The organism is Pigmentibacter sp. JX0631, assembly GCF_029873255.1.
In the GTDB taxonomy this organism is placed as follows: domain Bacteria; phylum Bdellovibrionota_B; class Oligoflexia; order Silvanigrellales; family Silvanigrellaceae; genus Silvanigrella.
This window is the reverse complement of record NZ_CP123622.1, coordinates 3,343,529-3,365,959: the sequence shown is the minus strand read 5'-3', so window position 1 is coordinate 3,365,959 and position 22,431 is coordinate 3,343,529. Positions and strand designations below refer to the sequence as shown.

At 30.3% G+C, this 22,431-nt stretch carries 17 protein-coding genes and 1 CRISPR repeat array; of the genes, 6 read left to right on the top strand and 11 right to left on the bottom strand.

The window, feature by feature from the left end; genetic code table 11:
* Positions 1 to 159: 159 nt before the first annotated feature.
* On the bottom strand, positions 160 to 444 hold the full coding sequence (locus QEJ31_RS14475; protein WP_280591209.1) for a hypothetical protein: 285 nt from the start codon (positions 442 to 444) through the stop codon (positions 160 to 162).
* Positions 445 to 675: 231 nt separating this feature from the next.
* Here QEJ31_RS14475 and QEJ31_RS14470 point away from each other — a divergent pair, with 231 nt between their 5' ends.
* From QEJ31_RS14470 to QEJ31_RS14460, 3 genes are all read left to right on the top strand, one after another.
* Positions 676 to 1,554: a pirin family protein gene (locus QEJ31_RS14470; RefSeq protein ID WP_280591206.1), complete on the top strand. Its 879-nt coding sequence runs from the start codon at positions 676 to 678 to the stop codon at positions 1,552 to 1,554.
* Positions 1,523 to 2,662, top strand: coding sequence for a hypothetical protein (locus tag QEJ31_RS14465; RefSeq protein ID WP_280591204.1), 1,140 nt, complete (start codon positions 1,523 to 1,525; stop codon positions 2,660 to 2,662). Before QEJ31_RS14470 ends, QEJ31_RS14465 begins: the two co-directional genes overlap by 32 nt.
* A gap of 124 nt (positions 2,663 to 2,786) precedes the next feature.
* Positions 2,787 to 4,319 (top strand): GH3 auxin-responsive promoter family protein, encoded by a 1,533-nt coding sequence (locus QEJ31_RS14460; protein ID WP_280591202.1) that lies wholly within the window; start codon positions 2,787 to 2,789, stop codon positions 4,317 to 4,319.
* On the opposite strand, the gene QEJ31_RS14455 is transcribed toward QEJ31_RS14460, so the two are convergent.
* Positions 4,314 to 5,039, bottom strand: coding sequence for a 2OG-Fe(II) oxygenase (locus tag QEJ31_RS14455; protein WP_280591200.1), 726 nt, complete (start codon positions 5,037 to 5,039; stop codon positions 4,314 to 4,316). The genes QEJ31_RS14460 and QEJ31_RS14455 overlap by 6 nt on opposite strands.
* Positions 5,040 to 5,053: 14 nt before the next feature.
* Positions 5,054 to 5,536 (bottom strand): methylated-DNA--[protein]-cysteine S-methyltransferase, encoded by a 483-nt coding sequence (locus QEJ31_RS14450; RefSeq protein WP_280591198.1) that lies wholly within the window; start codon positions 5,534 to 5,536, stop codon positions 5,054 to 5,056.
* 324 nt (positions 5,537 to 5,860) lie between these two features.
* Here QEJ31_RS14450 and QEJ31_RS14445 point away from each other — a divergent pair, with 324 nt between their 5' ends.
* Entirely contained in the window at positions 5,861 to 6,496 is a 636-nt protein-coding gene (locus tag QEJ31_RS14445) for a hypothetical protein (protein ID WP_280591196.1), read from the top strand.
* Between the two features lie 147 nt (positions 6,497 to 6,643).
* Positions 6,644 to 10,276: direct repeats of the CRISPR family, unit length 28 nt; unit sequence TTTCTAAGCTGCCTGTGCGGCAGTGAAC.
* 137 nt (positions 10,277 to 10,413) lie between these two features.
* Here the strand turns inward: QEJ31_RS14445 and cas6f are convergent.
* The 7 genes from cas6f to QEJ31_RS14410 form a co-directional block, all read right to left on the bottom strand.
* Positions 10,414 to 10,971: a type I-F CRISPR-associated endoribonuclease Cas6/Csy4 gene (cas6f, locus tag QEJ31_RS14440; protein ID WP_280591194.1), complete on the bottom strand. Its 558-nt coding sequence runs from the start codon at positions 10,969 to 10,971 to the stop codon at positions 10,414 to 10,416.
* 14 nt (positions 10,972 to 10,985) lie between these two features.
* Positions 10,986 to 12,020, bottom strand: coding sequence for a type I-F CRISPR-associated protein Csy3 (csy3, locus tag QEJ31_RS14435; protein ID WP_280591192.1), 1,035 nt, complete (start codon positions 12,018 to 12,020; stop codon positions 10,986 to 10,988).
* Between the two features lie 2 nt (positions 12,021 to 12,022).
* The gene (gene csy2, locus QEJ31_RS14430) at positions 12,023 to 12,967 is read right to left on the bottom strand and encodes a type I-F CRISPR-associated protein Csy2 (RefSeq protein ID WP_280591190.1); all 945 of its coding nucleotides are present in this window, start codon (positions 12,965 to 12,967) and stop codon (positions 12,023 to 12,025) included.
* Complete coding sequence (gene csy1, locus QEJ31_RS14425) at positions 12,964 to 14,220, bottom strand: type I-F CRISPR-associated protein Csy1 (RefSeq protein WP_280591188.1); 1,257 nt, start codon at positions 14,218 to 14,220, stop codon at positions 12,964 to 12,966. The genes csy2 and csy1 overlap by 4 nt, the downstream gene beginning before the upstream one ends.
* Before the next feature lie 39 nt (positions 14,221 to 14,259).
* Positions 14,260 to 17,610, bottom strand: a complete 3,351-nt coding sequence (gene cas3f / locus QEJ31_RS14420; RefSeq protein ID WP_280591187.1) for a type I-F CRISPR-associated helicase Cas3f — start codon at positions 17,608 to 17,610, stop codon at positions 14,260 to 14,262.
* On the bottom strand, positions 17,607 to 18,575 hold the full coding sequence (cas1f, locus tag QEJ31_RS14415; RefSeq protein WP_280591186.1) for a type I-F CRISPR-associated endonuclease Cas1f: 969 nt from the start codon (positions 18,573 to 18,575) through the stop codon (positions 17,607 to 17,609). Before cas1f ends, cas3f begins: the two co-directional genes overlap by 4 nt.
* Positions 18,576 to 18,759: 184 nt before the next feature.
* Positions 18,760 to 20,193, bottom strand: coding sequence for an Ada metal-binding domain-containing protein (locus QEJ31_RS14410; RefSeq protein ID WP_280591185.1), 1,434 nt, complete (start codon positions 20,191 to 20,193; stop codon positions 18,760 to 18,762).
* A 247-nt stretch (positions 20,194 to 20,440) separates the two neighbouring features.
* Between QEJ31_RS14410 and QEJ31_RS14405 the strand changes: the two genes are divergently transcribed.
* Together QEJ31_RS14405 and QEJ31_RS14400 are read left to right on the top strand one after the other, a co-directional pair.
* Positions 20,441 to 20,818, top strand: a complete 378-nt coding sequence (locus QEJ31_RS14405; protein ID WP_280591184.1) for a hypothetical protein — start codon at positions 20,441 to 20,443, stop codon at positions 20,816 to 20,818.
* Positions 20,819 to 20,883: 65 nt separating this feature from the next.
* On the top strand, positions 20,884 to 21,258 hold the full coding sequence (locus QEJ31_RS14400; RefSeq protein ID WP_280591183.1) for an antibiotic biosynthesis monooxygenase: 375 nt from the start codon (positions 20,884 to 20,886) through the stop codon (positions 21,256 to 21,258).
* Between the two features lie 43 nt (positions 21,259 to 21,301).
* Here QEJ31_RS14400 and QEJ31_RS14395 read toward each other — a convergent pair whose 3' ends face one another.
* On the bottom strand, positions 21,302 to 22,243 hold the full coding sequence (locus tag QEJ31_RS14395) for an alpha/beta fold hydrolase (RefSeq protein WP_280591181.1): 942 nt from the start codon (positions 22,241 to 22,243) through the stop codon (positions 21,302 to 21,304).
* Positions 22,244 to 22,431 lie beyond the last annotated feature (188 nt).

Below are 22,431 nucleotides of genomic sequence, written 5' to 3'. Positions count from 1 at the left end.
AGCGATAACCTTTGTTTTATTTACTTATGTATAAATATTTTGTTTAATTTACTATAATTTAAATTATGCCTTTTATTTTTCCACGATTATACTGAAATAAAAAGATAACAATACATATTAAAAAAATATCTAATTTTCAAAAAAGAAACAATTTCTAGACTAAAGCTCTATACGTAAGTCATATCCCATTTTTTCAACTATATCTGCTACAAGTAAGAAAGGAACATCAGATACAGGATCTATTAAACTTAAAAATTCCTTTTGAGTAATTTTAAATTTTTTACAAAAATCTTTTATTTCCATTTGATTTATTTTTAAATAGTCAAGAATAAGTTCAATAAGAGGAAATTTAAAATTGATAAGACTTGTTTTATCTTTCTGCTGTATTTTGGAATTATCTTTTTTATCTTTCTGTTTAGAATCACTTTTTTTACTCAGAACCATCTCATCACCATTCTTCTAATAAACATCAAGCACAAATTAAAAATTTGCCCAAAATTTTCTTAGCAGAAATAATTTTCAATTTAAACAAAATTTCAAAAAGTTAAAATCTTGACTTCAGAAAAAAAGTGAATTCAAAATATATATAATTGCAAATATTCAGTTTTTAATTTTATTGCGAGAAAAATTTGTTAGTATAAAAATCGTGCAAAGAACTTAACAAGGGCAAAAGATATGACAAATGACATAATTATTCCATCAGTACCGAAAAGTATTGGAAACATTACCGTTACAAGATGTTTACCAAATGCAAAAAAAAGACAATTAGGCCCCTTTGTATTTATAGATCACATGGGTCCCATTGAATATAAATTAGAGAATGAAATTAATGTTCTACCACATCCGCATATTGGATTAATGACCGTAACTTATTTTTTATCTGGTGAAGGTTTTCACACAGATAGCTTAGGAAGTAAACAGCAAATTAATATTGGAGATATTAATTTAATGATTGCTGGAAAAGGAATTGTGCATGCTGAAAAAAGTAGACATAAGCAAAGCGATTCAACAAAAAAAATTCATATGCTCCAAATTTGGATAGCTTTGCCAAAAGAGCAAGAAGAATGTGAACCAGAATTTATTAATTACACAAAAGACAAGCTGCCAAAATTTCTTTTAAATCAAAGTTTGGAAATGAATTTATTAATTGGAAAATATAATCAATATCAGTCTCCCGTTAAAACATTTACTGATACTTTATATTGTATAATAGAAAGCAAAAATGATAGCACTGAAAAACTTTCCTTCCAATATAAAGAATTAGGTATATTAGTAACAAATGGACAAGCAAAAATAAACATGCAAAATTTACAGGCAAATGATCTTATTATTTTAAATGATCCACACGATATTCAAATTGAAGTGAACAAAGGAACCATTCTTGCTTGCTTTGGAGGAACACCATATCCCGAAAAAAGACATATATGGTGGAATTTTGTAGCAACAAGAAAAGAATTAATTTATCAGGCTGCCGAAAAATGGAAAGTTCAACAAATGGGAACAGTACCAGGAGAAACAGAGTATGTTCCACTACCAGGTGAGTATAAAATTTAAGAACTTACTGCATTACTCTCTATTTTTTTTAGTTATGTTAATAAGCATAATAACTTTTGGGAAAGCTTATTCAGAAGAAATAATTTGGGAACAAATACAAATTCCTGCACCAGATACTAATGAAAAAGGCCTAGAAACTCTTCTCATTTATCCAAACTTACCTGGCAAACACCCAGTTGTGCTAATAACTCACGGGACACCCCGCGATCACAGTGAAATACCAAAAAGAACCGCAATGGGATTTTTTAAGCAGGCAATGTTTTTTGCAAAAAAAGGATTTTCAGTTGCCGTTGTTATGCGCTCTGGTTTTGGGCATTCAGGAGGTAATATTGCAAAATACAGCAAATTCTCGTGTCAGAGCCCTGCTTACCTAGTAACAACGAAACAAGCTGTAAATGATTTACAAGCTGCTTTAGGATATTTATCTACTCTTCCTCAATTTGATACTAACAATACAATAGCGGTTGGTGTTTCTACGGGAGGTTTAGCTGTAGTAGGCTTAACAGCGTTTCCTCTTGAAACAAATATGGTGCAAATTAAATTAGCAATAAGTTTTGCAGGCGGAAGCGGTTCCTTTGCGCCAAGAAAAATATGTGGAGGAGATTATACTTTAATTTCAGCTTTTAAAGAATTAGGAAAATCTTCTTCAATACCTATGCTTTGGATTTACGCTGAAAATGATCAATATTTTTCACCTGACTTAGCTAATGAATTATTAATGGTTTTTAATAAAAATGGAGGAAATGCAAAACTTATAATAACTTCACCTTTTGGTGAAGATGGGCATTTTTTATTTAATCAAGGTATGAAAATTTGGGAACCAATAGTAGAAAAATTTTTCCAAGAAAATAACTACAAATTAAAAAATATTATGCTTACTAAACAACAAGAAAATTTAAACTTATATCCAAATCTTTCAAGTACAAAAGGAAAAGAAGTTTTTATGCAATATTTAGATGACGCGCCTCACAAAGCTTTTGCAGTTGGTGATAAAGGAAGTTATGGAAAAAGCACCAGTCAATATTCAAAAGAAGAAGCAATTACAAAAGCTTTAGAGGTTTGTAAAAAATTCAATAAATCTGAGTGCAAAATAATTCATTCTCATTAAGTAACTCCTCATAGCCTAATAAAAAAATATATGATATTAAATATTTGAATTTTAGCTGAACAAATTTGTCCCAATTAAAGGCTATATAATAGATTTTAATTTTTTTATTAAAAGGAAATTATTTATGGAAAATTTAAATTTAGATACAATTTCAAAAACAAATAAAATTATAAACTTTTCTGAAAATTACAAAGAAATATTAGAATCATTAAAGAATCCTATAAAAGCTCAAAATAAATTACTAGAAGGTATAAAACATTATTTAAAAGATTCAAAAATTTATAGAGACTTAAACTTAGATAAAATAGTTTACTATCATGATTTTGTAAAAAAAATACCCACAAATGACTATAGTTTTTATGAAGAATATGTAAATAAAATTATATCTGGTGAAGAAAATTGTCTGTTCAAAGGTAAGCCAGAATATTACTTAATGACTTCAGGAACAACTAGTTCTAGTCACAAAATTTTCCCATATAGTGAAAAAATGTTAGAAGAATATAAAGACTTTCAATTAGAGTTTATGTCTATTTTTTCAGAAAACCTACCGAGTATAAATTTAAATAGTGCAACTTTAACATTAAGTGCTAAATCAGAAGTAAGTTTTATTAATGGAGTTCCAGTAGGTTATCTTAGTGGATTATTAGCGCAAGAACCACATAACATTCAAAAAAGTAACCGTTATCCTAGTAAAAAAACGATAAATCTAGATAATTATGAAGAAAAATTGCAACATATAATTACTGAAACAATTGATAAGGATATTCAAATTATTTCTGGACTTCCATCGCAAGTTTTGTTTTTATTAAATGAATTAATAAAAAAATCAGGAAATAAAAACATAAAAGACATTTGGCCTAATTTATCTTGTATTATTTATGGTGGTACTGCAGTTGAAAATCATATGCAGGCTTTAAATCAAATTGTTGGAAAAGAACTTCTTTTTCTTGGTGTTTATTGTGCTACAGAATGTCCTATAGCAGTTCAAATACCATCAATAAATAGCAATGTTAAAGATTATTATCCACTATTTAAACATGCGTTAATATCTTTTAGCGATCCAGCTCACCCAAATAAAGCTCCATTAGCAGTTGATGAAGTACAATTAGGGGGAGAATATATCATTAATATCTCTAACTATAACGGTCTTATTCAATATAATATGAAAGATATTGTAAAAATTACACAAATAGAACCTTATTTAGGAATTCAAATCATAGGAAGAGAGGGGGTATATCTTAATATTTCAGCAGAACGTGTTTCATATATAAGTATAATTGAAACTATAACACAATTTAAGAATGAGGTTAAAAGTGATTTAGATCATTTTTTTGTCTATCCTACGGTTGAAGAAAATTCAGCTTTTTATAGATGGGTTTTATTTTCTGATGACTTAAAAAATATTGAAGAAAATAAATTAGCAAATATTATAGATGAAATATTAATGAATCATTCCGTTAGATATAAAGAATATCGTATTGATCATAAATTTATTAATAAGTCTGAAGTAAAAATTGTACCTAAATATTTATCAGCTAATTTTTTCCAAAAAAATATTGATAAGGGACAATTTAAAATGCGAACTATCTTTAAAAGCAGAGAAGATTTTACACAGTACACAAAAACAAATATTCCAGATTTAGAAAATTACTTATAGTAATGAATTTTCGACTTGATAGTCATGAAATAGTATCCCCAATGTCATTCTATCACCTTGTGTTACTTCACTAACTCCATGTTTAAAGACAGTGCGATAAAAACCTTTGTTTCCTAATTCTGCATGATAATTGGAAGAAAAAATAATAAAACCACCTTTTGGAATTGTTATAACATGAGGGATGCTTTGCATACGAGGTCTTTGTTGTACTAAAATAAAATGCCCACCCTCGTAATCAACACCTTGCTGATCTAGTCCGAAAACAATTTGATAAGGGAAAAAATTTGAACTCGCTATATCTTGATGTAAACAGGTATAATCACCTTGTTTATATTTTAAAATTAGCGGAGTAGATTTTGTCTGCATCCCAATTGAATTATCCGCCAAAAATTTTTTTAACGTATCAGGGTAACAGTAATCATATTTTGTGCGTTTACTCCATTCATTTGCTGTATTAAATAGCTGAGTATAAACCACTTCCCTAAGCATTTGGATTGTATCTGGCAGAGGATATTTAAAATAACGATATATCCCTTTCCCAAACTGATATCTTTCCATCACGATGGTTGAACGATATAATTCATCTTTATGATAATATTCTTTAAATTGCTGACACTCATCTGTAGATAAAATTTGTTGATGCAAGTAATATCCATTTTTTAACAATTGTGCATGGATTAAATCCCAATTTAAATTCAATATTTTGTTACTTATGTTCATAGTCTCTCAGTTAATTAAAAATAATATTTTTTTTCTAGTTCTAATAGGTTTTTTTTAATTTCCAGCCCTCCAGAATATCCGCCTAAATTTCCATCTGAAGCTATAACTCTATGGCAAGGAATAATTATGCAAAAAGGGTTCTTTCCATTAGCATTGCCTACAGCTCTACTAGCACTCATATTTCCGCAATTTTGCGCAAGCTTTTTATATGAAATGGTTGTTCCATAAGGGATTTTAAGCAATTGAGCCCAAACCTGTTTTTGAAATTCAGAGCCTATAATATCAAGCTTTAAATTAAAAGTTGTTCTGTTACCAATGAGATATTCATGTAATTGGCGTTCTGTTTCGTCTAATATTTCATTAATAGCATTAGTATTTGTATTTTCGAGAGAATTTATTGGCTGTTCTGACCAATAAACCCCCTGAAGACCTGCATTTGATCCAACTAAGTACAGATCACAAAGGTTTGTTGTAATTTTTTTCTGTTTTACCTGCATGTTATCTCCAACCTTAATATAGTATCCAAAAGGTATAACTCTTCTAAATTATTTTTTCTAAAATTACTCGCCAAATGAGGACATCATCATTTTTTAAAGAAAATATGAATAATTTTATAACTATTTAAATTTACTATATTAATTTAAAGTCAATAAAATAAAGAGAAATAACTCAATAATTACAAATAGAAATTCATAACTTTATATAATAATTAAATTTAAAATTAAATATTAAGCCAATTTATTTCTTTAAATCAATATTGACAAATTTTTAATTAAACTCTATTTCAAAAAATAGCATTATCAAATTATGAGGTTTTAATAATGTCGAAAAATGTAAGTTCCATCCTAGTTTTATTTTTCCTTTCTTTTTTTATATTTTCCTGTGGAAAAACAGATGAAAATAAAAAATATTCTCAAAATAGTTCTTCTCAAGATAACAAAAAAAGTAGGGAATATCTTTTAGATTTAAATCAAAAATCTGTTTTATTAAATGCAAAAATACATGTAATCTCAAGCTACTTAAACAAATTTAACGGTAAAGTTACTAAAAATAATTTAATTTTATTAAATCTTAATTTTGGAAAAGTTGATCAATCAGAAATTTATTTATATCCAGTAAGAATTGATGCCTATGTCACTTTAAATTTGTTAAAAGGTGACATTATGTCAGATGGTAAAATTAGCGATATAGTAGGCATACCATATTTACTAAAAGAAATTAAGTCTGAATATAATGCTATGTATCCAAAATTGAGTGAAATTATAGAACAAAAAAATAAAATAAATGAAGATATTTATAAAGTTGAACAAATTTTTAAAGAAGCTATTAAAAATGTAAAAAATAATGTACCAAAAAATACAGATGCTTATTCTTTTATTTTAAAAGGTAACGAAGATTTTAAAGGATTAGAACATCTCTTAACTTTAACTTCTGAAGCAACTACTATGTTGTATTAAATTTTTGTTTATTTACTCGGCATGATATCTTTATTATCTGAAAATTTACTTAAATATATTACTTATTCTCTTCCAAATATATTAATTTTTATACAAATAAATAATGAGACCTTGTAACTTTAAAATTTGGAATAATTTTTAAGATATTTCCTAAGCTGCCTGTGCGGCAGTGAACGCTTGCAGTGTCTCGAGCTAACCCTTCAGCGGTTTCTAAGCTGCCTGTGCGGCAGTGAACGATGTTGAAAGCTTGACAACCGACAAAATGTCTTTCTAAGCTGCCTGTGCGGCAGTGAACTTAGGATCTACCTTAGTTCCAGAGATATCAAGTTTCTAAGCTGCCTGTGCGGCAGTGAACATTAATTGATTATTTTAATGTTGGGTATAGTTTTTCTAAGCTGCCTGTGCGGCAGTGAACCTGGTGAGCCGACAATAAATATCACTGCATTATTTCTAAGCTGCCTGTGCGGCAGTGAACTTCAAATAGATCAGATATGGAAGCGTTGGTGTTTTCTAAGCTGCCTGTGCGGCAGTGAACAAATTAAGGTAAGTGATAGACAGAGTCTGTCTTTTCTAAGCTGCCTGTGCGGCAGTGAACTGGCCTTTATTCACCTGCTGGCTGGTTTAAATTTTCTAAGCTGCCTGTGCGGCAGTGAACGGATACTGTGGTATTTAGGTTTACGTTTATCTTTTCTAAGCTGCCTGTGCGGCAGTGAACCAGCGATAAGCTCATCACTATTTTGCGTTGCTTTTCTAAGCTGCCTGTGCGGCAGTGAACTACTAACTTATGAGATTGTCTTTGAGTACGAATTTCTAAGCTGCCTGTGCGGCAGTGAACTAAAAGACGTTTGATAGAAAAGACGCTCGAGATTTCTAAGCTGCCTGTGCGGCAGTGAACATATGATGAGAGCAATATATTTATGGGCGATTTTTCTAAGCTGCCTGTGCGGCAGTGAACTTATGACTAAATTTGAAATTACTCATTTGTGCTTTCTAAGCTGCCTGTGCGGCAGTGAACCTCACTTAATGCCGTTGACTGCCGCATGGTCATTTCTAAGCTGCCCGTGCGGCAGTGAACGCGTGCATCAACATAAATTAAGATCAGATGTTTTTCTAAGCTGCCTGTGCGGCAGTGAACCCTTTTTTCCAGATGGAAACACAACATGATTTTTTCTAAGCTGCCTGTGCGGCAGTAAACTGGTTGTGTTACTAGGCAAGAAGCAATTGCTGTTTCTAAGCTGCCTGTGCGGCAGTGAACAAAACTTCAAAGAATCAAATTTCAATTTATTAGTTTCTAAGCTGCCTGTGCGGCAGTGAACTTAATGCCAATAATTCTATATATGACCATTTTTTTCTAAGCTGCCTGTGCGGCAGTGAACTAATTTTGTAGACTCACTAAAAATTTCCTTGTTTTCTAAGCTGCCTGTGCGGCCGTGAACGAAGTCTTTAATAAAGATAGCATGGCTAGTTTTTTCTAAGCTGCCTGTGCGGCAGTGAACAAATATAAATGAAAATATTCTCACCAATTGCATTTCTAAGCTGCCTGTGCGGCAGTGAACGAAAATGAATAAACCCGAAAAATTCCCTGATTTTTCTAAGCTGCCTGTGCGGCAGTGAACCAAGACTAGCTGTAGCACCTACCGCCCAACTATTTCTAAGCTGCCTGTGCGGCAGTGAACTCTCTGAACATCTTAAGATTTAGGTATTTCATTTTTCTAAGCTGCCTGTGCGGCAGTGAACGTCTCTGTTGCTGTTGCATAGGTCTCTGTGCTTTTCTAAGCTGCCTGTGCGGCAGTGAACACAAAGAAATTACAACTATAACTTTGGAACTATTTCTAAGCTGCCTGTGAGGCAGTGAACTTGAGAAAATATCGACTGTTGGCGTTCCCATTTTTCTAAGCTGCCTGTGCGGCAGTGAACTTCCTAATACAGGCAAAGTAAATTTCATAATCTTTCTAAGCTGCCTGTGCGGCAGTGAACAAACACACGGGTGTTCCCCACTTGTAAAAACATTTCTAAGCTGCCTGTGCGGCAGTGAACACGATGTAGATTACATCGATACCCAGCTGAGTTTTCTAAGCTGCCTGTGCGGCAGTGAACTTAAAAATGTACGATGTACAGGAATTCGGACATTTCTAAGCTGCCTGTGCGGCAGTGAACTTTCGTTGAGCGTCTTGAACCATGATTTGAATTTTCTAAGCTGCCTGTGCGGCAGTGAACTACATGGTCATATTAATTAAATTCATAAATAATTTCTAAGCTGCCTGTGCGGCAGTGAACAATTTACTCAAAAGAACTTACTCTGATTTAATTTTCTAAGCTGCCTGTGCGGCAGTGAACCCACAAAGTCAGACTTACTCGTTTTAGAGAAATTTCTAAGCTGCCTGTGCGGCAGTGAACTCTAGCTCTTCTAGCAAATTCCTTTTTTCCAGTTTCTAAGCTGCCTGTGCGGCAGTGAACATCTACATACTTGACAGTATCTTTAAATTTAATTTCTAAGCTGCCTGTGCGGCAGTGAACAGCTATAGTAAATCCAATTGCCTGATAATTATGTTTCTAAGCTGCCTGTGCGGCAGTGAACATGTCTGCTCCAGCATTTTTTAAATATGAATCATTTCTAAGCTGCCTGTGCGGCAGTGAACATATGAAGATTCTTTTAAATAATCTAAAACACTTTCTAAGCTGCCTGTGCGGCAGTGAACTGCAGTAGAATAATTTAACTCTGAAAATTCAATTTCTAAGCTGCCTGTGCGGCAGTGAACCAAGAAATTGCGCTAAGAGAGGCTCAGGACCATTTCTAAGCTGCCTGTGCGGCAGTGAACATTCCATTTTATCGAGTTGTCTTAATACTGTTTTTCTAAGCTGCCTGTGCGGCAGTGAACCACTGTCTTTTAACCAACGAGCAACTAATTTATTTCTAAGCTGCCTGTGCGGCAGTGAACATTTGATGGGTTTAAAAGTTTCAGATCATATGTTTCTAAGCTGCCTGTGCGGCAGTGAACAAAATATAAATGCAGAAATTCAACTTATGCTTTTTCTAAGCTGCCTGTGCGGCAGTGAACAAAGCCAACAAAACGAATTGATATTGATGAGTTTTCTAAGCTGCCTGTGCGGCAGTGAACCAGGTTGCTAGCCCCTTGCGAAACCAACATGATTTCTAAGCTGCCTGTGCGGCAGTGAACTTTGAAGTAAAGCTTTTAAGATCTGAACTTATTTTCTAAGCTGCCTGTGCGGCAGTGAACCCAGAAGATTTGCTGATACTTGCAGTAAGATCTTTCTAAGCTGCCTGTGCGGCAGTGAACAGACTTCTATTGAATTTCTGCTTTGACTCATTTTTCTAAGCTGCCTGTGCGGCAGTGAACAGATGGGAGGTTGTAAAATATAAAGCGATAGCTTTCTAAGCTGCCTGTGCGGCAGTGAACTTCCCTGCCCTTTCCCCACGGTCACCTTGGGCATTTCTAAGCTGCCTGTGCGGCAGTGAACGCTCGAGCCTCCTCGGCCGCTGTGCGTCCTGTTTTCTAAGCTGCCTGTGCGGCAGTGAACAATACTGTTAACGCAATTGTAGAACTTACATCTTTCTAAGCTGCCTGTGCGGCAGTGAACCAATTTTTTCTATTTCTTCTACTTTGTTGTTATTTCTAAGCTGCCTGTGCGGCAGTGAACTCTTTAAACATTCAGAACCTTTGGCAATCGGATTTCTAAGCTGCCTGTGCGGCAGTGAACACAAATCAGTTTTTGATATGTAGCCCTCAATTTTTCTAAGCTGCCTGTGCGGCAGTGAACTGAGCATTATAACATAAGTTATTCAGTTTTCAAATAACAACTCCTATTTCTTACATGCAAAACCCAATTTTCACAGAATACAATTAAAGCTTAATTTTAAAGACATATTTTCACGCTGAAAAAAAAGGGTCTAAAAATTAGAACCAAGGAACAGTTCCAAATTGACTTAACCCATAACAAGAAAATTTCCCCTCAGTTGGAACTTTTTTGATTTCTTGATGCTGGATAAATAATTTAAATCTTTGTTTAGTTGAATAACTTTTCAACTCAATAAATGGATATTTCAATAATTTATCTTCTAAATTATTGCTTAAAAGAGTTTGTACTTCTTCCAAAGTTTTTTTTCCATTGCGCAACGATCTTCTATACAAACGATCTAAAGAACTTTTTGATTGCACTCTTGATACAATTCTATAACTTACATTTTCAGGAATTTTTAAAATTTTACTGACATTAATGTAAGAATGTAGATTACCGTACCACTTATTCTCCATTAATTGCATAAGATCTTTTTCATTTCCATGGATACGCAGACAGTTGCCCAAAGTTTTTTTGTAATTTGGAAAACTAACCCCTATGTTACTTTTTAAATTAACAAGTTCTATATGCAATTTTGTATATAATGTATTTAAAATTACTTGAGAACTAAATTCTAAATTTTCAGTTATTTCGATGTTAACATAAAAATCAGTCATGAAAATTTTCCTTCTTACTTATCACTACCACCAAAGACTCCGCCTCTTATTAACATAGCTATTATAAAATGCTTTTGTTCTAATTTTGGTTCAATATTTTTTACAATCCAGTTATCAAAAAGACTATAAAAATCCATATTTTCTTTTGGCTGTCTAAAAGCTATCCCTCTGTTCGTAACAGAACCATAAGGCTCAACTGAAATTGGTTCTGACATATTTGGATACCATGTATCAATTGTCCTTAAAGCATTACCAATTTTCTGTGAGTGCATAGCTACTACACCAGAAACAGAATAAAGATATTTACTTTTTCTTCCTGCAGAATTTTTATCGTTATCTAAAACCAATTCTTGCGAAGGAAATATTTCTTGTCCCTCACCTAATTTAATAAAAGCTTCTACCTTTAAGCCAGTATAAGTATCATTTTTAAATCCGTTATTAATAACTTCAGCTAAAGATTTTAATTGATCTGTAGGAGAAGATTGAAAGTTTTTTAAATTATAGTCATAAGCATTAAAGTTCCAAACTTTTGAATTTTCATTTTTAATAGAGACTTGAGTCACACGAATATTGATATTATCTGCCCCTAATCTATTTCTCCACAAAAATCTTCCATTAGCAATATTTTCGGCATATCGTAAAGACAATTCTTTAAAACTGTATTCTTTAATATATTCTTGAATTTTTTCTGTAAAAACTTCTTGATAACTAGGATTGTTACAAGTTGTAGGAACATATACATTATTTAATATTCTAACTGTAAATTCAATTTTTAAAGTATCAGTATTAAATGGCAAACATGCGTAGTCGACTCTTTGTAAGTTTGCATTTTGTATACTTGCATTTAATTTTAAAGGGTCTTCTTCATTTTTAGAAGATAATCTATTAGAGATTGTTCCTCTAACAGATTTTTCTTGAATTTGAATTGGCTCCCAAAGACTGGAGTTTTCAATATTTTGCCATTTTCCTGCAGACATAATAGCATCGGAATTTGAGAGCTTTCTTTCAAAAGCAAGTACTGATGCAGTTTTAATTTCTTTTTTTGACATAGTTACATTCCCTTATAAAAAAATGAATAAAAATTATTAACAAAATTGTAGGACCAAAAAACATCAGATAAATTATCTATTTTATGTGGACTTTTCCATTCTCCTATGCTGTAAACAGGTTCAACAAAGCAAAAATCAGAATTTGAATCTCTACCATTTTTAACTTCACAATTTTTAAAAATCTTAGTAATTGGCTGATAACCAACTGCTAAAGGAACTAAATATCCAGAATATGGTTTATCTTTCTTTTCCCAATTTATTATTTCTTCAGAGTTATTATTTAGAATTTTATTTGCTTGAAATTGTATCGCATAAAAATCTAACCATGAATCTAATATTTCTTGTTTTGGATTTTCTGTTAATTTATTTTCATGATACTCTTTTAAATAGTTAACTCTATTTATTATGAAAAATCCAGGTATCAAAGAGTAACATATTTTTTTTATTAAATTTTTTCTCTCAAATTCTGCTTCTGGAATTTCATAAAAACTAACATTTTCTATACTTAAAATATTCCCACCAGCTAATTTCATTTTTACTGCTTCATGCAAAATATAATTTTCAAATTCCTGTTTGTCATTTTTAGCAGAACCTGTATCAAAAGGAATTTCTGAAATAGAAAAATTACACTCAATTATTAACGAAACAGTTAAATGCATTTTTCCTTCTTCATTAAATGGGGCAGTGCTAGCATCTTGCAGCAATGGGTTTTTAGTTAGTGTAAAAACGGGTTCTTTAAATTTTTTGTAATATTTTAATTTAATTTCATACTCATGAGAAACAATGGCACAGCCCCCAAAAGATAAACAAAATTTACTATTTAATTTTCTAGATAAAGCATGAGTGAATCCTAAAAAATTTGAAATTCCCGGAAAACCATAAGTCAAACCAAAGATTGCATTAGCATTTTCTACTTTAATATTTTCTAAGACAATGATGTTTTTCATAATTCACCTGCATCAAGAAGCCATTTCATTTCATTTTTTACTAATTTATTGATGTGCTGATATTCATCATCGCTAAAGTTTAAAGAATCTGATTTAATTGCTTTTATTAATAAAAAAGTAAATTCATTCGCAATTTTTTCTATAAAATTTTCATTATCAAATTCTGAATATTTAAGTTTATTTTGTTTAAAATACACATCAAAATAAGAATTAATAATACTATCATCTAATTTATATTTCTTAATATCTTTCTTTAATGAAACAAGATAAAAAACGAGTGATTCTACAATTTCACTTAAATAGTTTGCTCTTAAATCTCGATTTTCAAAATTATTTGCTTTTTCATTATGGAGAAAGAATTTAAAATTTTTAATTTTCCTATACACAATACTTTCAAAATCTTTCCAAATATTATTTATTGTTACAATTTTAATTGACTTATTTTTATTCCACACTGGAGGTTTATTACAGAGTAGAAATACTTTTCCATTTCTTATACTATTTAAATAAGAAATATTTTGAGGTTTTGTACCTCCATACTTTACTTCTATTAAATTTGGAAAATCTTTTATAGTTTCATCAGAATATTCACAATTTTTCTTTTTTTCTCTTAATAACTTGGCATTTTCTGAATATCTAAAAAATGTAATTTTTTCTAAAACTTTATGATATAAAGAAGAAGCCATTAAAGGACTCACAATATGATATTCTTTATTTGCAACTGGAAAATATATTTGCTTTGATAAATAATGCGATGCATAGTTTTTATCTTTGATAGATTCTTTCAATAATTCAACCCATTCACAAATTTGTTTTTTATTTTCAGAAAATGCAGATAAAAAATGAATATTTCCAGCAACAATTTCATTTATTAAATGTTGGTCATTTTTTGGATTTTTAAGTAACAGGAACCCTGCATATCCTAAATAAGCTGCATTGCAATAAATATCTAAATTTTTATTTTCCAAATTATGTGTACTTACGAAAAATGTAGAATCATTGTTCAAATTATTATCTTTTAATAATACATCAACTAATTCTGCTTTTATATTTCCAGTTTTAATTTCTGAATTTGAATATTTAGCAGGATGACTTGTGATACAAATAGAATTAGCATTTTTTGCAGCTTTATCAATCCAATCTGCATAAATACCTGATTTGAGAGATACATTTTCATTTTCAGGATCATTTTTATCCTTCAATTTACTATCGATATATTCCTTTATTTTAATTACAAAATCTTGATTTTCCATACAACTCCTTTTATTAAAAACCTATTAAGTAAAAAAAATTTAATTAGATAATTCTTTGTATGCACCTAATTCAGAAAAATAAGAAAACTGTTCTCCTTCCCTTAAGCTTATTTTTGTAAATTTTATTGAAGCTTCTTTTAGTGAAATTTTAAGTTTTTCTGAAATATCAATGATTAAATTCTTCAAATCGGTCTTATTAATTATTTTTGATTTTTTACTTACTACTAAATTTTTTAATTCATTGTAGATATAAATATTTGATACAGTTATAATTTTATTTTCCGAATTAAATTCAGATAAAACTGGATCATCATCTTCATTATCTAAGTACCAAAATAATTCATTATTCTCATGAAATGCTAATCTAAAAATACTTCTTCTTTGCAATTCACTGCACCATGATACATTTTTCTTCCACCATAATTCAGCGTATACATCTCCAATTTTTCCTCCAAAAAGCTTTTTGTTAAGTTGCGAATGTTCTAAATCTATAAAATTATTTGTAGAATTCATATTTATATTTTTCTGAATTCTTGGAATAGAAGTAATAACTTTATAATCATTTTCCACTAATAAATTATTTAAATCTTTATCTATGAAATAATTATCTTCAGATTCAAAACCAGGGCGATGATAACAAACCGTTTTTTGCTGGAGAGCTTTAAAGTTTTTATTTAAAATATAGATATTAGAATCATTTGGAATATTATTTCTATGTCGCAAGACTCTTCCAGCGATTTGAATGATAGAGCGCATTGAACTAGGTTCAATGATTGCCCAATCGTAATCATGATCTCGCCCTACTTCAGCTATACTTGTAGCAAAAATGACAATAACATGGTTTTCTTCAGGACAGTTAATAACATTTTCTTTAAAATACGAAGTGTTCCATAAATTTTCTGCATTGTGTCTTGTCAATAATTGATCTAACTCTTCTTCAATTTTTGCTCTTATAATCATAGGATACTGACTATGATAAATGCAAAAATGAAATACATAATTATTACTATGTTCTCGTGCTAAAATATTTTTTGCAACTGCAATCAAAGGGTTAATATTTGCCATTCTTATTAAACCGATCGATACTTTTTTTTGATAATTAGTATGTGAGATGTAAAATTTTTCATGTAATTTATAAATATTATCGTAAATTGTATTTGACATACTAGAAATAATTTCAGGTATTTTATTTGACAAAGAATTTACATTTACAATTTCAGCTTTTCTTTTACAAGGGATATTTTTAATATTTTCTATTCTTTTTTCAACAAATAACTCATGCTCTTTTTTAAATAAATTTTCATTACTTATTTTTTCAAATTTAGGCTTTGAAAATTCGTCAATCCAAACACAGCAAACTTCAGTTTCTCTGACATTACTGGAACAGGTTTTTTCAAAAATTTTTCTTCCATCAATATATGCTGCAAATAAAGCATTAACAAGATCTGGTGGAATGGTAGCAGAAGAAAGTAACACCCTAGATCCAAGCATTCCAGCCCAATTCACAAGCCTACATAAAGCTGGCAAATCTTGTAAATCAAAATCGTCTGGTTCATCCAACACAAGATCAGATGATAACAATCTTAAAGTGGGAGCAATTTGTTTTCCGCCTTTAGTTCCTTCTGTTGCTGGAATAAGATGATCTATTGTCGTAACAAGAATAGGCGCTTGAATGAGATTTTGAATCTTTGGATTATGTTTTATAAAATTTGCAAAGCTACTTTCTAATATTGTTCCATCATATTTAATGTAAGAATTATCTTCAAAAAAATAATTTGCTGATTCTGATCCTGTAAAAAATTCTTCAGATATTCCTTTACTATTTTTAATTTCTTTTTCTTTTGCCAAATCATACAACTGCTTTACTTCTTGTGAGCCAATTAAAATTGCAATATCTTCTTCTGGAATTTTTAATTTTTCTATTAAGGCATCGCCCGTTTGTAAGGTTAAAGTTCTTAATCCTAAAGCAACATTAAATCTACATCCTTTTTTTTCATCTGCAATAGCAAACATTATTTTAGAATTTGCTAATGTTTTTCCACATCCAGTTGAAGCCATATTAACTCCAAAAAAGCCATGCCTCAATGTTTCTTTTTGATGAAATAGTAAACAATCATAAGCTTTATCCTGCCATTGAAATTTTGGATTATCTGATCTTCTTTTAATCATTTTATTACTTTGAATACTAGGTAAATAATCTCTTAATTTTGGCAATGACTTGGCTATCATATAGGAATAATAAGCTACACCAATATTATGTTCATCTAGTTTTTGATGAATTTTTTTAGTAACTTTATTTGTATTAGCTGCGCCCTTATAATTACTATCTTGCCACTCTTTATTTGCTATTGCTGATGAGTAAGAATGATCTCCTAGCATTAAACAAAGTCTTGAAATATGCGATGAAAACTTATCTTCTTGCAAAAAGTCAGCATTTAATAACTGATAATTTTTTATGGCTCTATTTGCAAACTTTTTTGCCTTTTCTCTCCATGTCTGACTTTGTATAGGAGTGCCTTCCGAAAAAGACCAAACTTTAAGAAAATCACTAGTATCCCAATTATTATTATTTACTTGCGATGTATTCCAAGAAATATTGTTACAATATTTTTCTATAAACCATGAATCAATATTTTCTAGTTTTGGTTCTGCATGTGTTGAACGATCTTTATTATACTGCGGCAATTTATGATGAGAAACAATTAGCCAAGAAATTATTCTGGCCAAATTAGGTAAACTTTGATTTTTAAATGGATTTTTTTGAAATTCTGTATTATCTTTTATTAGTTTATTTAAAATTTCAGTATCATCTTCTTTTGTTACATTTGCTAATTTCTGTAACCACTTTTCATCAGTTAAATAAACAGGTTCATTGAATTCATTAATTTTTTCTGTTATAAAAGACAAAAATAATCTTAACGAAACCCATTCATGTCTACAAGGTTCAAATTTTATTTTTTTGCTTTTAAATTTTTTGTAATCAAGTTTTTCTTGAAAAAGATCATTCGCTTTGCCAAAATCATGAAATAATCCTGAAATTGAACTAAGAAGTGCAATTGCCTGTCCTGTTTTCCAATTATTTTCAGAATTTTTTCTTAGAATATTATTATAAGTATAATTAGTTGGAACTGTTCCTTTATCATTGAATTTTGTTCGATCTCCAACAATCCAAATTAATTCTGATAAATTGTTATTCTTTAACCAATGGCATGCAACTGCCGTATTTTTTTTAGCAGTTTTTTTTAGTAAAATTCTTAAAGTTTGTAAGCCTTGTTCAGTTATATCGGTTTGCCAAACACAATCCCCTTTTCTTTCAGCAAAATGATCAAGAATTCTTCTTGTTTCTATTAAAGCATTTTTTGTACATTGTGAAATTATTAAAATATTCATTTGTTTATCTTTTCAACTATTTCTTTAATACTATTAATCATAAAATCAAGACTATTCGTTTTTAAAAAAAGCTTAATACATTGGGAACGAAAATCTTGTGCTTCATCTCCATTTTTTGCAGAAACAAAAGCTTGTGGTAAAATAAGCGCATCTTTAACTAGATCAGCAACGTCAAAGACAAGTCCTCCACGCCTAGTTTTTCCATGAAGTATAGAAAAAGAATGAGGTATTCCTAGAACCCAACAGGCAGTTGCAGCAAGCCCATATGCTAAATAATTTCCTTGATCTAAAAATTTATTTGCTTGGTCATTACCCGTACCATTTTTTTCTCTTGTAAAATCTCCATATTTTGTAGCATTACATGCTAATGAATATAAATATTTTGTTAAATTAGCTTCAACTAGTAGTAATTCATTTGTATTTTTAGCACTCAGAATTTGATTAGTATGATTATTTAATTTGCTTTCTAGTTGATCAATCTGAACATTAAATATTTTATCACTACTTTCAAATCTTAGTTTCCATTGTTCAATTAAAAATGTTGTTCTAAGAAGTTGAAATTTTTTTGCCGCTTGTAACCTTAATTCATCTTCTAACCAAATCTTTACCCACTTTTGTACATATTCAGTAGGTCTATATTCGCTTTGCGGAGAAAACCAAGCAATGTCTATTTCTTTTTCTATACCTGAATATAGTGGTGTCCCCCCTCCCCCACAAAATCCAACCATAACTCCAGCTTTCGATAGTTCTCGCATTGCCGCTTGAGTAACAGAAGTACCATTACCTAAAATGATGCAAGTTGTATTTGCTATAGGTATATTCCAATATAAACTTTTATTTTCTTCTTCTGTAAGATATTCAACTCGACCATTATTTACTAATATTCTGCAATATTCTAAATAATATAAATTTGCACGCTTTGAATGCAAAATGGTTTTTAAATCGGATGCAAACAGATGTTCCATAAAATTTCCAGCTAAGGTAAAATAAAAATTACATAATTTATTTCTCAAACAAATTAAAGAATTACAAGTCCTATAAAATAGGTAAAAACAAAGAAATACATTTTTTATAGATTTGAATAGCTATTTTTTCTTTATAAACCAATTTTCAGTATATTTTTTAGAATGGATTATTAAATAATTTTTTTTACAGAATACTCTTTTTACTTTTCCCAAATTTTTTCCATAATAAAGCAGCAACATATCCGCGCCAAGGTGAAACTTCATTAATTTTTTCAAGCGAATAATTTTGTAAAGCAAGCGCTAATATAAGATCAGTTGCTGGAAATGCATTTGTATCTTTTAAAGCTTTTAGAGAAATATAATTAACGGTCCAATCTCCAATACCTTTTATTTTTTTTAATTTATTTGAGAATTCGCTCACAGATTGAGCAGAATTTAAATGAATTTCATTTAATATAATCGCCCTGCAAAAATCTTTTAAAGTTTGTTTTCTGCGTGTGGTTGTTTTTAACTTTGTTAAATCTGCCTCTAATATTTGTTTTGGGGTTGGGAAAAGCTTAATAGGCATTTCATTTGCATAAAATCCTGATTCATTGCCTAATAAATTTATTAAATCTGCAACTAAATTTTTCCCTCTTTCGACACTAACAAGTTGCCCAAGAATAGTAGCTATAGCTACTTCAAACGGATCCCAGCCCGTTGGAAGTCTTATTCCTGGAAATTCATCTGAAATAACTTTAAGTTCAGGTACTTTTTGAATGGAATTTGCAAGATCTTCAGGGTTAAATTGCAGATCAAACATAGACTTTACATTTTCAATGATTAACGGAATGACTGAAATATTTTGACAATTTATTTTCAGCAAGAGAGATGATTTTTCTGGAATATGCTCAATATTTATTTTTCCTATATCATCATGTATTTGAAAAATTCTACTCATCGAGTTTTGCGTAAATTCTTCTAATAATCCCACCTGATGTGAACGGTAAAAGTCGAGTAACGCACCAAAATCATAGGGCTTTTGATAAGGCAGTAGAAATTCAAAAAATTCTCTAGAATTTTCACTACTATTTTTTCTAATTTCTGAAGGTGACATTTGATATTTCTCTTTGATTGAGGCATTGAATCGACGTAGTGATTGGAAACCAGAGTTATAAGCAACATCTGTTAAATTACAGGAACTTTTTGCTATCAGTTTTTTAGCTGTTAGTAATCGATATTCTTGTAATATTTGGACAGGAGTTTTTCCAAGCGAGTTTGAAAATACTCTCCTTAAATGCCGTTTTGTAAAACCTAATTCAGAAGCATAGTTTTCTTCATTAAAATCAAATATTTCTATAGATTGAAGCTTTTGCAAAGCTCTAATCAAAAAATTATTTTCATTCAAAGCAAAAGAATGTTCATATTTTTTCTGCGGTTGACAGCGCATACAAGGACGAAAACCAAATCGTTCTGCTTCTGCAATAGAAGAAAACAATTGAATATTGCTCATTTTTGGAGTTGCAGGACATATGGGACGACAAAATATACCAGTGGTTGTCACTCCAAAGTAAAATTTCCCATCAAATCTTGAATCTTTTGATAATATGGCAAGATAACCTGCTTCTTGCTGCAACATTCTACATCCTTTAAATTCACAAAGCTGCCAAAAAACACTCCCCAAAATTAGCTTTCTGCAGAAAAGATAGCAAGATGTTTTAAATCTCCTCAAAAATGAAAATTTTTAATTTTGTAACATATTGTAATTATTTAGCTATAAAAATATTGCATACTTTTTGAAAAAAAAGATTGACTAATTTAAATTGCTCAGCTAGAAATCACTATACCGAACGTTCGGTATAGTGATTTCTACAAAGGAGAAACCCATGTCACAGTACTCAATCGTAATTTTTAATGACCCAAAAAGCCCTGGAGATGAATCTTTAGGAAGAATTTTCAACGCACTTGTTTTAGCAGCTGACTTAAAAGCACAAAGACAAGATTTTGAAATTTATTTTCAAGGTGCAGGAACTCGCTGGATTGCTGTTCTAGAAGATACTAATCACCCAGCCCACGGACTATATGCTCTTGTAAAAACAAATATTGCAGGTGCATCAAAAGCTTGTGCCACTGTCTTTAATGCAAAAGAAGACGTTGAAAAATATGGAATTAACTTAATTGATCAATTTCAAATTCCTGGTTTAGGCGGGGCTACTAGCATAGCTAGCTTATTGATTCAAGGAAAAACAGTAATTACTTTTTAATTTGATTTTTTATTTTAAGAATTTTAAACTTATTTTTATTACTTTATTTTTTAAGGAAACAGATCATGAAAACTTTATTAACTTCATTCGCAGCTTTATTTATTAGCCTTAATGCATTCTCCGTAACACCTAATCAAGACTTAAAGAAAGCTCTTATAGTTACTGTTAAAGCTAAACCTGGAAAAGGGAAACAAGCTTTAGATTATTTGGCAAGTGCAAATCCATTGAAAGTTGTTGAGAATGAAAAAGAAACAAAAACTTGGTACTTCGTTAAATTAAATGAAGAAACATTCTATGTTTTTGACACTTTTACAACTGAAGAAGGCAGAAATGCGCATATTGCTGGGGACATTCCAAAAGCAGTAAATGCAAAACCTGATCTTTTCTTCCCATTAGAAGTGAAAAAAGTTGATGTTGTTATGTCAGCTCAACCGAAATAATTAGCAAAAAGGTGGGATAAAATATTTTCCCACCTTTTTTATTTCACCCTTTTTGGTTTTTCTTCTCATTATATATATCAATTGCATTTTTAATTCTGATATTTTTTAAGTCTTCTAATTCTTTTGCACATTGATTATTTTTTTCTAGTATATTCATGCAGAAAAATTCTAGTAATTTTCTTCTGTATTGATCTTCTTTCATTATAAAAGCAGCACAATGTTCTTTTCCAGAGAGAGTATTCATTTCTTTTTGAGACGGAATTGCTTCATATAAGGCTTTCCCCAACTCATAAGATACCACGGGATCATTTTCACTATGAAAATTTAAGATAGGAACTGTTATTTTATTAGCAAAATCAATTGGGCTATATTCATCAGAAACAAGAAAACTTAAAGGCCATTGAAGAGGCCAAGTCAACCAAACTGAACTTAATTTATCGCGTGTAATACTGCGATAAGAAGAAAATGTACTATCTAAAACAATGCCCCGAATTTTTTCATTTGGATTTTCACCAATAACTGGGATTAAAATCGCCCCTCCTAAACTTTGTCCCACTAAAAAAATATTTTTATAAGTATAATTACTAAAAATCCAATTTAAAACTTGAATAGAATCTTTAAAAATCATTTCTCTTTCTGGATTTCCATTTGAAAGTCCATAACCCCGATAATCAAAGATAAATACATCATAACCATATTCAGTTAACCATGACAAATATAAAAAATGAGTAGAAATATTTTCAGCATTTCCATGAAATTGAACAACTAAACCAAGATTCTCTTTTCTTTTTGACTTTATTAACCATCCATTTAGTTTAGTAGAACTATCAACATTTATGTAAATATTTTCGAAGGGTAATTCTAATTTACTTGGTTCAAATCTGATAGTTTTATCAGGATAATAAAAAAGATGATTACAACCAAAAAATTGAGAAATAGTGATTAAAAGTAACAATTTAAAAAAACGATGTTTTGTTAATTTCAAAATTATTCCTCCACAATTTTAAAATTCTCTTGTCAAACTTATACCATTATACAAATTTTGCTTGCAAGTATCACTATGATGATATAGAAGTAGTTGTTTTCTATTTGCTTATTTTTTAGGATAAAAATGAAATCTCCTTTAACACGACGACATAACTAATAATCTCTTATTTAAATCTATTTATTAAA